Source organism: Nibrella saemangeumensis (assembly GCF_039541915.1).
In the GTDB taxonomy this organism is placed as follows: Bacteria; Bacteroidota; Bacteroidia; order Cytophagales; family Spirosomataceae; genus Nibrella; species Nibrella saemangeumensis.
Genome location: NZ_BAABHD010000005.1, coordinates 209,011 through 220,320 on the forward strand (window position 1 = coordinate 209,011; position 11,310 = coordinate 220,320).

Here is an 11,310-nt window from a genome sequence, read left to right on the forward strand (position 1 = left end):
TTTTCACCGATAAATGCAAAACTGACTGGAAGGTATTTACACGGAAGGAGTTTATAGGTAAAAACACGGAACTTGTCGGCGGAATCGGGCTAACCGTCGATTATACGCGAAGAAGTTGATGGATGGCTGTATGATTGTAACTGTTTTCTTATCCCAGCGATACAGCGCGGAACCCGTGCTACTGGATTAGCTTCCTCTGACGGGAATAAAATTCCCGGGTAGTGCAACGTTCCTGTCTTCTATAACGTATGGATTTGAAGATTAGAGTAAAGGAAAAAGATGGATTGCGGACAGCCTGGCTTCGATGAGGTCAGGCTGTTTTTTTGCCCTATTCCCGGGTTAGAATAATCCTAAACAGAAAGGTGGCCGCTCGTATCAGCAGAAAAATGGTTTATAGGCCAAAACCGGCATTCAGTCGGGACAATCCGGCTGCCGGTCGATTAAACCGGATTTAGTCGATAGGCTTGTGTAAACTTGTACTAGAGATTAAACTCGAAGGACTAGCTAAACTTAGCATCGTTCTACGTTTTCGAGGAATTTCTATAAATTTTTACCAATTTAGTCCTACCGACTTAACCCGGTAAATTTAAAAAGCAGCATAATGTCCTTTTCTCTGCGTCAACATGTACCCCGGTTCATTCACATACTTGGCTGGATTCTGCTGGGGTTTTCATTGTTTATGTTTCAACCGCTGACGTGGCAGGTCGATCTGCCGTATCAGTTCTGGATGAAGCAGATTATCTTCTTCTCCCTGCTGGTAGGTTTGTTTTACCTGAATGCGGAAGTCTGGGTACCCAAACTGCTTTTTCAGAACCGTACCAGTCTGTTCGTCGGCGTTATGCTGGCGGTAATAGCGGTCGTGATGGTACTGAGCCGGCAGGTTGAGCTCTACCTGAACCTGCCCGAGCTGATGCATAAAGCGTTTCATCCGGATGGCGGACCACGGTTCCAGCGCCGGGGAGTCCGGATCGACTGGTTTATGTTGCTGACCACCACCGTTGTATTAGGAATCAGCACCAGCATCCGGGCCGTGCAGAAATGGCAGAAAGACACCCAAATCCGGCAGGAACTCGAACAGGCCAAGGTCACTACTGAACTCTCGTTTCTGAAGGCACAGATCAACCCCCACTTCTTCTTCAATACCCTTAACAACATTTATGCCCTGACGCTTATCGACACCGATATGGCCCGTGAGGCCCTGCATAAGCTGTCGCGGATGATGCGTTACGTGCTATACGAAACTCAGAATGGTACCACCCTGCTCAGCAAGGAGCTCGATTTTGTGGAGGATTACATTCAACTGATGCAGTTGCGCCTGACCGAAAAAGTAAAGGTGGAGTTTGATAAGCCGAGCCCGCTGCGTGATGTACCCGTTGCACCGATGCTGTTACTGCCCTTTGTGGAGAATGCGTTTAAGCATGGCGTTAGCGCGCTGCATCCAAGCCGGATCTATGTGGGTGTGCGGCAGTATAACGGAACGCTGGATCTGGAAGTACGGAATACCCTGTTTGCCGAGAAAACGCTGTCGCTCGACCAGGGCAGCGGCATCGGTCTGGCCAATACCCGCCGTCGGCTCGATCTGCTATACCCGGATAACTACAAGCTGGCCGTTACCGAGATGACCCCGGAAAACGAATACTCCGTTCGTTTATCTTTGCACCTGTCATGACCCTGAACTGCATTGCCGTCGACGACGAACCGCTGGCCCTTGGACTCGTTTGCGCCTTTATTGAAAAAACGCCGTTTCTTCACCTGACCGGTCGATACGCCAGCGCCGTAGAAGCCCTGCATGGTCTCAGCCAGCAGCAGGCAGATATCATCTTTCTGGATATTCAGATGCCGGATTTGACTGGTATCGAACTCGCCAGAGTGCTGGATAGTAATTCAGGACAGCGTCCGCCCCGGATTATTTTCACTACGGCCTTCAACCATTTTGCCCTGGAAGGCTATAAAGTGGACGCCCTGGATTACCTGCTGAAGCCGTTCAATTACGAAGAGTTTCTGCGGGCGGCTACGAAAGCGAAAGCCTACTATGACCTGGTACAGCGGGCGAATCCGGTTCAGGTACCGGCGGTAGTGGCGGAGCCCGAAGATGATTACCTGTTTCTGAAAGTAGAATACCAGCTGGTGCGGGTTGCCTTTGATGACATTCTCTACATTGAAGGGCTAAAGGATTATGTAAAAGTGCATCTGCAGCATGACCCTAAACCCCTGCTGTCGCTTACCAGCCTGAAATCGCTGGAAGAAAAACTGCCTACCCGGCGGTTTATGCGGGTTCACCGGTCGTTCATTGTGGCCCTGGAAAAGATTGATGCCATCACGCGCAATTCCATTCAGATTGGTCAGATCACCATTCCCGTCAGTGATCAGTACAAAGATACATTTACCCAGTTTCTGAGCCGCTGGACGTAAAACGCGTTGGCTTTATTCTGATCTATTCCTAAACTTGCACCTGCTGCCGGTGTCCATTGAAAGGACACCGGCTTTTTACTCAATCCGTAACCCACTCTTATTTTACTATGAAGACCAAAATAGCCATTGGGCTGCTTGTTGTGCTGGTGCTTATCCAGTTTATCCGGCCGGATCTGAACCAGGGCGAGGCCGCTACACCGCAGGACATCACCCACGCCGTTCAGGTACCTGACGATGTAATGCTGACTCTGAAAGCCTCCTGCTACGACTGCCATTCCAACAATACCACCTACCCCTGGTATGCCAGCGTAAATCCCATTGGATTATGGCTGAATAACCATATTGACGAAGGAAAAGACGAGCTCAACTTTTCGACGTTCGCGCAGTACGATAAAAAGAAGCAGGATCACAAGCTGGAAGAAATCGCCGAGGAACTCGAAGAAGGGCATATGCCGCTACCATCCTACACCCTCATCCACACGGACACCAAATTGAGCGATCAGCAGGTAAAGCGCATTGTGGCGTGGGTAACCGAAGAGCGGCAGAAACTTGGTGTAGCCAGCGAACAGCCCCAATAAAGCGTTGTACCGGCCTGTGCGCCGATCATAAACCGCCCGGTGCTCTGCGGGCGGTTTATGATCGGTCAGGAGTAAACGCGTAAGGCCAGATTCTTCAGCTCGGTTTTAAAGACGCGCAGGCCACGACTGCCTAAGTTGTTCATGCCCCGGCCGGCGGTATCAAATTTGGCACCGTGTACGGTGCAGACAAACTCATTTCCCTGAAAAACAACGGCCTGATTTTTCTCGTGACTACACGTCTGGGTAGCCGCCACAAAGCCGCCGTGCGGGGTTCGGGCCACGACCACCCCATTACTGATTACATACCCTCCGCCTTTCCGGAGGACGGCATTGGCCGGATCACCTAAATCCAACGTGAAGTCTACCGGCCCATTGGTCACCGGCCCCGGTATCACCTCGGTATCCCGCTGACAGGCTGTGAGCAAAACCCAGAGCGCGCTTCCGCTAAACCCCAGTGACTTAAGAAACTCCACTCTCTTCATTATGTACTAACCTTTTCTTTTAGCCAATACGCAGGTCGCTATTCCTGCGTTGCAGCAATCGGCTGGATTTATGCATAAAGAAAAAAGACACCAGTGATCCCCTGATGTCTTTCTGCTACTATCCACACCTGCGCCGGCAGACGCACCGGCGCAGGTGAAGACCACCCATCTTCTTAATGCTTACTTTTTGGTAAGCGCTTTCTCGAAGGTACCGTCGGCCGCGAACAGCAGCGCTACGTGCTGGTTGTCGCTGGTATGCACCAGCACGGTGAATTTGCCGTCGGTTTTGCTCTTGGCCGCCCGCCTGATCTGGCCGTTGGCATAGTTGGCGCTAATATAATCTTTGGTAGCCTGTGGCAGGTCGGCTGCGGCTACTTCGGTCCAGTCGCCCCGCTTACCGCCTTTGCCGCCACCTTTCGGGCCGCCACGCATCTCCATCACCTGTAGGAAAGCCCCGTTGGCATCGAACAGTACGCTTTTCGGAACGTTGTCCTGAACGAGCATGACTACAATGTTGCCGGCCCCATCTTTGGCCGCGCCTTTGATCTCTGCCCCGGCATGGTTCTGGCTCACGTAGGTAGTCACGGCAGCCGGCAGAGTGGCCACGTCTATTTTGGTCAACGACCCGCCTTTGTGCCCTTCACCTTTGCGCTCAAACGTCAGTTCCTGCTGGTATTCCCCGGCAGCATTAAACAACAGCGCTTTCGGTGTACCATCTACCGTTGTAATCATCACTACCAGATTATCATTAACATCTTTACCGGCATGCTTGATTTCAGACCCGGCATAGGCATTTGCGATATGGGCCAGTGCATTGGGCGGTAGCGCCGAAATCTCCACTTTTGTCAGCTTTACCCGACCACCACCGTTCGTCAGGGTTGCAGCCAGTCGGGCAGTGCTGGCATCTACGATTGTCGAGTCCGGGTCAACAGACTGCTGACTCTGATTACATCCATACAGGCCAAATCCGGCCGCGGCCACCAGGCCAATCATGATCACTTTTTTCATGGTTTGTAAATGGTAATTGTTTAAGGTAATGGAAGAGTAAAGGTTATGGCATGCGATGTCCGTTGAAACGATCAGGTGATTTGAATTGATCAGGCAGTACCACTGGTTCTGCCCGGTAGAAATCGAAGAGCCGGCTACCGATCAGCTCATGACCAACGGCATTGAGGTGGGCCGGATCATCGATGATAAAATATTCTTCCCTGGGTTGAATCAGGGTATGGGTATCAAAAACGCTGAATCCCTGATGGGCTGCTTCCTCTATAAACAAGGTCCGCCCCCGGTTGCGAAGCCAGCGGCTTACCGGCTCCCGGTGCGGCAGCGGAGTCAGCAGCAACACCTTGTGGCGGTGGGGGCGGAGGGCCTTCAGGATAATCCGCAGATTCCGATGTACCTCGTTCAGCCGAGTCAGCGTACGAAACCCCGCCAAACTGCGTAGAAATGCTAACTTAAGGTTCGCCATCAGCCAGTTGCCCGACGGCGAACCGGCCTTGTCCAAAACCAGCGGAGCCAGATCCCGCAATGCGTCTATATCCGCTGGGACCGCAATCACGAGTTCGTTCACCGAACGTTGCTTTTTAAGAAATGTAGTGAATGGCTGGGATTGCTGAAGCTCAAAATGACCGGCCTGCAGCAAGATTACGTCGTACTGGTTCAGAGGCAGTTTAGGAAGCAGGTAGCGTACGGCCTGTAAACTGACGGGCGCGTAATATTCTGCCTTAACGTGCTGACCGCACTGCTCCAGCCGCCGGATAAACTGGTCGACAAAGCTTTGACCGGCCGCAAGCCCGTAGCCATACGTCTGACAACTGCCAATCACCAAAAGATTTATGTTCATAGGGAGCCTGTCATCTAATCCTGAAAGCGCTTTCCTCTGCTTTCAATCGCCATTACGCGGGTTACCCCGGCTGCGTTGCAAGGCATCCAAAATTTTTATAAAAAAGCACGCCAGTAAAAATGGCGTTAAAATTGAGCAACTTTTGCAACGAAAATTCGTTCGGGTGCGTACTCTGGAAGGTATACGTCTATCATCTCTTTAACTGTCAAGGCCCTTGTTGTTTAAGAAGCGCCCCACTTTCGTTGAGAATGACCTACTGAGTGTCATCGACGCCTGCCGCGCCAACAACGCCCTAGCGCAACGGGTGCTGTTCAGGCAGTTTTATGGGTATGCCAAAAGTATTTGTCTGCGCTATTCCTCCAGCATCGAAGAAGCGGAGGACGTGCTGAACGAAAGCTTTCTGAAGGTATTTCAGCGCCTGGATACTTACGATGCCTCATACCCGTTTAAGGCGTGGCTCCGGACCATTCTGATCAATACGGCGATCAGCTATTACCGGAAATACCATAAGCTGGAGACCGGGCCCGCACCCGATCCGGACATGGATATTGCTTTTGACGATAACGTCATAGACCGGATTGCCGCCGACGAGATTCTGGCGCTGGTTCAGGAGCTACCACCGGTCTATCGAACCGTCTTCTCCATGCACGTAGTCGACGGCTATAGCCTTCGCGAAATTGCTGAACTCCTGCAAAACAACGAAGCAACCGTACGGTCACATTTTTTACGTGCCCGACAGCGCCTGCAGCAGGCGATAAAAACCGCATACCCACATCTTTTTCCAACCGATCCTCCGATCCCTGTTCGTTATCATGAAAACCGATAAGTTTGACGATTCTATCCGCCGAAAGCTCGAAAGCATGGATCCTGCTTTTCGGGAGAAAGACTGGGACCAGATGCAGGCTTATATGCATCAGCATGCGCCTGCATCGGCCCTGCCGGGTGCAGCCCGCTGGCTGATACCCAGCGCAGCCGCTGCGGCTATCGTTGCCCTGCTGGTAACAACCATCTGGCAGTACCGCACCAACCAGGAACTCCGTCAGTCGGTCGGCTCCCTGAATAAATCCCTGACGGAAATGCAGGAGCTGCACGCCGGCCTGCAAAACCGGGTCGATACGGTATATATTACGAAATACGTAACGGCACCGGTCACAGAGCGTGTACCGGAGGGTTATGCAACCACCCGCCGATCGAGCAGCCGAGATCTGATTGCCCAGTCCGGTGGTCAGGGCATCAACATGGAGCAGATTAAGGATGATGGTATTGGCAGAAATACCCTGCCGGCAACCCCGCGACAGAACCACCAGACTCCCGAGACCGATATAGCCCAAACGAAATCAAACGTTACGCCAACTCTTCCGGCTAATTCCGATCCGAATGCACCGGATAATATGGAGCAGACTACACCCAGTACCGGTGTCGAGCCGACTGGTGCCACCGGTACTGGAGCAGGCCGACCAAAAGAGATTTCTGATCGCTCCGACCGGTATAGCCGTACAGATAGCCGGTCAACTACCCGGAACCGCGGTTCAGTCGGGAACGACCGCAACGACCAGGTCAGCGGACAGCCCTCCTCTGGCCGGCAGTTACCGACTACCGACCATTCGGCGACAGGTAATGCATCCCAGCCTTCAGGCGGCTCAGAGCGGCTAGCCGAATTTACCTGGTTGAACGTAGAGCCACTTAACAACCGGGGTATTTGGGTCGACTCGGCTTATTACCGGGAGCGGCTGGACCGCCGGTCGCGCCGGATTCGGAGTCTTCTACCCATTCCGCAGTATACACAGGCGGAGGCCATGGCAGCGGAGCCAAACTCAGCGATTAAACTTCGAATAGGTGGCAGCACCGAACTCGGCACCGGACAATGGAGTGGCGGTTTGTACAGTGAGGTCCTGTTCGGAAAGCACGTGACGCTGGGCATCGGTCTCAACCGGCTGAGTGTTGAGGGAGGTAAGTTTCTCACCGATATCCAGTTTAACAGGGATAAGAAGCGGGACTTCCGGCGGGATTACGCCAACGGTATTGACCCGCGTCACGAGATCCTGAACATCAACCAGCACAGCACCACCTGGCAGGTGCCGGTTAGCCTCGGCTACCGCATTCCGCTGATTGACAACATCGCCATTACGCCCTCGGCAGGTATGAACTTCAGCCTGAACGCCAAGGAAGTGATTGCCTTTACCTACCGTCGCGCACCGGGCGATTTTAACGAGACGCAACTGCACGCCAACCGACCGGCCCAATGGTTCAATAGCTGGACCATTGGCTTTGCCGCCGAAAAGCAGTGGAAGAACCTGGTGTTCCAGGCCAGCCCATACTACAGTAAACCGTTTACCACAACGCCGTTCGGCCTGACCAGCTCAGCGACCGGTCTGCGGGTGCGGATACTGTATCAGTTCTAAGTCAATTGGTATACAGCGACTCCGGAAAACGGCTGATGCGTTTCCGGAGTCGTTTGTTTTTGAGCAGTTTGGCACGAAAACACCGGCGTTTCGGTTTTTCTGGTTAAATTCATAGCCCCAATCTAACCGATCTGTTCGTCAACGATTCAATGAAGCCATCTTTCTTCGTGCTGTGCAGCCTGCTGACATTGCCGGCCTGGGCGCAACCCAACCCCACTGCTCCACAGCCGACCACCGCCCGACCCACCCTGACGGTCGAAAAAATCATGCAGGATCCCAAAAGCTGGATCGGCACCGCGCCCAGCAATCCCTTCTGGTCGGAAGACGCCAAAACCATCTATTTTAGCTGGAATCCCGCAAAGGCTAAAAGCGATTCTCTATACAAAATCTCGCTGACCGCCGACCGTACGCCGGCTAAAGTTCAGCGACCGGAGCGCATAGCCTTACCTCCGGCCAGCGCCGGTACCTACAACCGGGCCAAAACGCAGCGGTTATACGAAAAACAGGGTGATCTGTTCTGGCTGGATACCCGCACGGGCAAGGTCCGCCAGTTGACCAACACCGTAGACCGCGAGAGCAACCCAACGTTCAGCGGAGACGAACAGAGTATTGTTTTTGTCCGCTCCAGCAATGTCTACCGGATGAACCTGATGTCTGGCGAGATAGCTCAGATCACGAACTTCGACGCGGGCAGCAAGAAACCGGACGCCAAACCCAGCGAGCAGGAAACCTGGCTCAAGCGCGACCAGCTCTCGCTGTTTGAGGTGCTGAAAGAACGGAAAGAAAAGAAAGACGAAGGCGACAAAATTACCAAAGCTGAAAAGCCGCAGCAGCCCAAGCCGCTCTATACCGACGGCCGTACCGTTACCAGCCAGACGCTAAGCCCCGACGGCAAGTTTGTTACCTTTAACTTGGTTAAAACGGCTAAAGACGCCAAGACCGCTATTGTACCAAGTTACGTAACCGAGACAGGGTTTACCGAAGACCTGCAGGCCCGTACCAAAGTAGGTGCGCCAGCCTCGTCGTACGAGTTCTTTGTGTACGATGTCGCAAAGGATACCGCCATTGCCGTCAGTACCAAAGACATTCCGGGCATCAAAGACCTGCCCGATTACCTGAAAACATCAAAAGGGCTGGTGGCCAGTACAGACCTCAAACCCGGACCGGCCGATACCACCAAACCAGCCAGCCTGATTACTAAACCCGCCGACCGGAAGGTGATTATAGTGGGACCTAACTGGTCAGAAGATGGCCGCTATGGTGTGTTGGTGGTCAGGTCGGTCGACAACAAAGACCGCTGGCTGATGCTGCTCGACCCGGCCACACGCAAACTCAAACTCCTCGACCGTCAGCGCGACGAAGCCTGGGTAGGCGGCCCCGGTGTCTCCTGGTATTCGGCGCTGGGTACCCTCGGCTGGGTCGATAACCAGACGCTGTATTACCAATCCGAAGCCGACGGGTACGCCCACGTATACACGGTGAACGTGGCGACCGGCGAGAAGAAGCAGTTGACCAAGGGCAAGTTTGAGGTGCAGCAGGCGCAGTTGTCGAAAGATAAAAAGTACTTCTTCCTAACCACCAACGAAGTGCATCCCGGCGAGCAGCACTTTTACCGCATGGCGGTCACCGGTGGGGAGCGGGTTAAACTCACGACGATGACCGGTGCCAATGACGTATCCCTCTCGCCCGACGAAACGAAGCTGCTTATCCGGCATTCGTACAGCAACCAGCCGTGGGAACTGTACTATGCCGAGCTGAAAACAGATAAGAAAGGCAACATACAGCCTACCCAGCCGGTCAAACTGACCAGTTCACTGACCAACGAATTCAACGCTTACCCCTGGCGTGAGCCGGCCGTGGTGACGATTAAAGCCCGCGACGGAGTCGATGTGTACGGCCGGCTGTATAAACCGGCCAATCCCAACGGTAAGGCGGTTGTCTTTGTCCACGGGGCCGGCTATCTGCAAAATGCCCATAAATGGTGGAGCCAGTACTTCCGCGAGTACATGTTCCATAACCTGCTCGCCGACAAAGGTTACACGGTGCTGGACATCGACTACCGGGCGAGTGCCGGCTATGGCCGCGACTGGCGGACGGGTATATACCGGCACATGGGCGGCAAAGACCTCACCGACCATGTAGATGCCGCCCAGTGGCTGGTGCAGAACCACGGCATTGATGCCAAACGCATCGGTATCTACGGCGGTTCTTACGGTGGTTTCATTACGCTGATGGCGATGTTTACTCAACCGGGAGTGTTTGCCGCCGGTGCTGCCTTGCGTCCGGTAACAGATTGGGCTGCGTATAACCACCCGTACACCTCCGCCATTCTAAACGAACCACAAGCAGATTCACTGGCGTACCGGCGCAGTTCACCCATCTACTTCGCCGATGGACTGAAAGGTCACCTGCTCATTTGCCACGGCATGGTGGATGTGAATGTCCACTACCAGGATGTGGTCCGGCTGGCGCAACGGCTGATCGAGCTGAAAAAGGATAACTGGGAACTGGCGGCCTATCCCGTAGAAGACCACGGCTTTGTGGAACCAACAAGCTGGACGGATGAATACAAACGCATTCTGAAGCTATTCGAAGAACGATTGTAAGCAGAACGGGTCCCGCGGAGCCCGTTTGTTTTTCAAACAAATTGCCGAAAAACGAGTTATAGAAGCTAAAAAAGCAACGTTATTAACTCAAACGGTTATGAGAAATTTACTGGTGCTGGCGTCGGCCATGGTCATTGCCTGGGTGTACGGCACAGCGGAAGAACACGAAGCATACAAAGATGATTTCGCGAAACCAAAGCGGAAATCAGGCAAAGCTGGTAAGGCCGGCCGGAAGTCGAAGAACACAGTCGAAGACTGGGAACCGGAACTGCAAAATAGTTTGTAATTAGTACGCTTTATCCAACTGATACACGCGATACCACCTGACAACCGGGTGGTATCGTTTTTTATAGACCAACATCTTTCGGGTTAACACCGGTGTCCCGCGCCGAGGCCCGGAAGATGGCCAGCACCTCCTGGTAACTAAACAGCCGGCCCGCAATGTAATCCTGCTCCTCCGGGTCGGCAAAAGCCTGCTTCTCCTCCAAATCGCGGATATTGGCGTGTACGGTAATCAATAAATACATCCTGAAAAAACTCCGTAAACTGCGCTGCATTCATACCGGCAAGTAAACGAACTCCGTGCGGAAAAAGCAACGGTGCGGAGCCGATTTGCGTTACTGGCTGACCACCCGTTTTCATTAGGAATCGGTTATCCGCGTCTTTTTCTGTAAATTGCGTATCGGGATTTCCCCTATATACGTTGCTACTGTAGTGAACTTGTACTTATTTTGAGCCATGGCCAAGAAGATTTCTGTACTCTTATTCGGCATTACCCGCGACATTGTGGGCCAGGATTCGGTGACGTGTCCTTTACCGCAGGGTAGCCGCGTGGGCGATTTGCTGGATACGCTAAAGCAGCAGTACCCCCGCCTGGGCGACATTCGCTCCCTGCTGGTAGCCGTCAACAGCGAATATGCCGAGGCTGATACTGTATTGAGTTCTAAAGACGAAGTAGCGCTGATCCCACCCGTCAGCGGAGGCTAA

12 protein-coding genes are annotated in these 11,310 nt (G+C 53.2%); 8 read left to right on the plus strand and 4 right to left on the minus strand.

The features are described 5' to 3' along the window. The first annotated feature begins 601 nt into the window (after positions 1–601). The 3 genes from ABD949_RS02790 to ABD949_RS02800 all read left to right on the plus strand — a co-directional run bounded on the left by ABD949_RS02790 (position 602) and on the right by ABD949_RS02800 (position 2,990). The gene (locus tag ABD949_RS02790; RefSeq protein WP_345240331.1) at positions 602–1,669 is read left to right on the plus strand and encodes a sensor histidine kinase; all 1,068 of its coding nucleotides are present in this window, start codon (positions 602–604) and stop codon (positions 1,667–1,669) included. After that, on the plus strand, positions 1,666–2,412 hold the full coding sequence (locus ABD949_RS02795) for a LytR/AlgR family response regulator transcription factor (protein WP_345240333.1): 747 nt from the start codon (positions 1,666–1,668) through the stop codon (positions 2,410–2,412). Before ABD949_RS02790 ends, ABD949_RS02795 begins: the two co-directional genes overlap by 4 nt. A gap of 107 nt (positions 2,413–2,519) precedes the next feature. Beyond that, complete coding sequence (locus tag ABD949_RS02800; protein WP_345240335.1) at positions 2,520–2,990, plus strand: heme-binding domain-containing protein; 471 nt, start codon at positions 2,520–2,522, stop codon at positions 2,988–2,990. A 65-nt stretch (positions 2,991–3,055) separates the two neighbouring features. Here the strand turns inward: ABD949_RS02800 and ABD949_RS02805 are convergent, their stop codons facing one another. The 3 genes from ABD949_RS02805 to ABD949_RS02815 form a co-directional block, all read right to left on the minus strand. Next, complete coding sequence (locus ABD949_RS02805; RefSeq protein WP_345240338.1) at positions 3,056–3,472, minus strand: Rieske 2Fe-2S domain-containing protein; 417 nt, start codon at positions 3,470–3,472, stop codon at positions 3,056–3,058. A gap of 180 nt (positions 3,473–3,652) precedes the next feature. Continuing rightward, complete coding sequence (locus ABD949_RS02810; RefSeq protein ID WP_345240340.1) at positions 3,653–4,480, minus strand: PepSY-like domain-containing protein; 828 nt, start codon at positions 4,478–4,480, stop codon at positions 3,653–3,655. 43 nt (positions 4,481–4,523) lie between these two features. After that, complete coding sequence (locus ABD949_RS02815; protein ID WP_345240342.1) at positions 4,524–5,315, minus strand: SGNH/GDSL hydrolase family protein; 792 nt, start codon at positions 5,313–5,315, stop codon at positions 4,524–4,526. A gap of 214 nt (positions 5,316–5,529) precedes the next feature. Between ABD949_RS02815 and ABD949_RS02820 the strand changes: the two genes are divergently transcribed. From ABD949_RS02820 to ABD949_RS02835, 4 genes are all read left to right on the plus strand, one after another. Next, on the plus strand, positions 5,530–6,141 hold the full coding sequence (locus ABD949_RS02820) for an RNA polymerase sigma factor (protein WP_345240344.1): 612 nt from the start codon (positions 5,530–5,532) through the stop codon (positions 6,139–6,141). Further along, positions 6,128–7,717 (plus strand): hypothetical protein, encoded by a 1,590-nt coding sequence (locus tag ABD949_RS02825; RefSeq protein WP_345240346.1) that lies wholly within the window; start codon positions 6,128–6,130, stop codon positions 7,715–7,717. The genes ABD949_RS02820 and ABD949_RS02825 overlap by 14 nt, the downstream gene beginning before the upstream one ends. 149 nt (positions 7,718–7,866) lie before the next feature. Beyond that, a complete protein-coding gene (locus ABD949_RS02830; RefSeq protein ID WP_345240348.1) occupies positions 7,867–10,323 on the plus strand; it encodes a S9 family peptidase in 2,457 nt (818 codons plus the stop codon). 97 nt (positions 10,324–10,420) lie between these two features. Then, positions 10,421–10,609: a hypothetical protein gene (locus tag ABD949_RS02835; protein WP_345240350.1), complete on the plus strand. Its 189-nt coding sequence runs from the start codon at positions 10,421–10,423 to the stop codon at positions 10,607–10,609. Between the two features lie 61 nt (positions 10,610–10,670). On the opposite strand, the gene ABD949_RS02840 is transcribed toward ABD949_RS02835, so the two are convergent. Then, positions 10,671–10,850 carry a hypothetical protein gene (locus ABD949_RS02840; RefSeq protein WP_345240352.1) on the minus strand — a complete coding sequence of 60 codons (180 nt, stop codon included), beginning with the start codon at positions 10,848–10,850 and terminating at the stop codon, positions 10,671–10,673. A gap of 211 nt (positions 10,851–11,061) precedes the next feature. Here ABD949_RS02840 and moaD point away from each other — a divergent pair, with 211 nt between their 5' ends. Then, positions 11,062–11,310: a molybdopterin converting factor subunit 1 gene (moaD, locus tag ABD949_RS02845; RefSeq protein WP_345240354.1), complete on the plus strand. Its 249-nt coding sequence runs from the start codon at positions 11,062–11,064 to the stop codon at positions 11,308–11,310.

Coding starts and splice junctions, on each gene's coding strand:
- ABD949_RS02825 (WP_345240346.1), top strand. CDS start 6,128: ATGAAAACCGATAAGTTTGACGATTCTATCCGCCGAAAGCTCGAAAGC.
- ABD949_RS02800 (WP_345240335.1), top strand. CDS start 2,520: ATGAAGACCAAAATAGCCATTGGGCTGCTTGTTGTGCTGGTGCTTATC.
- ABD949_RS02830 (WP_345240348.1), top strand. CDS start 7,867: ATGAAGCCATCTTTCTTCGTGCTGTGCAGCCTGCTGACATTGCCGGCC.
- ABD949_RS02840 (WP_345240352.1), bottom strand. CDS start 10,850: ATGTATTTATTGATTACCGTACACGCCAATATCCGCGATTTGGAGGAG.
- ABD949_RS02810 (WP_345240340.1), bottom strand. CDS start 4,480: ATGAAAAAAGTGATCATGATTGGCCTGGTGGCCGCGGCCGGATTTGGC.
- ABD949_RS02790 (WP_345240331.1), top strand. CDS start 602: ATGTCCTTTTCTCTGCGTCAACATGTACCCCGGTTCATTCACATACTT.
- ABD949_RS02835 (WP_345240350.1), top strand. CDS start 10,421: ATGAGAAATTTACTGGTGCTGGCGTCGGCCATGGTCATTGCCTGGGTG.
- ABD949_RS02805 (WP_345240338.1), bottom strand. CDS start 3,472: ATGAAGAGAGTGGAGTTTCTTAAGTCACTGGGGTTTAGCGGAAGCGCG.
- ABD949_RS02795 (WP_345240333.1), top strand. CDS start 1,666: ATGACCCTGAACTGCATTGCCGTCGACGACGAACCGCTGGCCCTTGGA.
- moaD (WP_345240354.1), top strand. CDS start 11,062: ATGGCCAAGAAGATTTCTGTACTCTTATTCGGCATTACCCGCGACATT.
- ABD949_RS02815 (WP_345240342.1), bottom strand. CDS start 5,315: ATGAACATAAATCTTTTGGTGATTGGCAGTTGTCAGACGTATGGCTAC.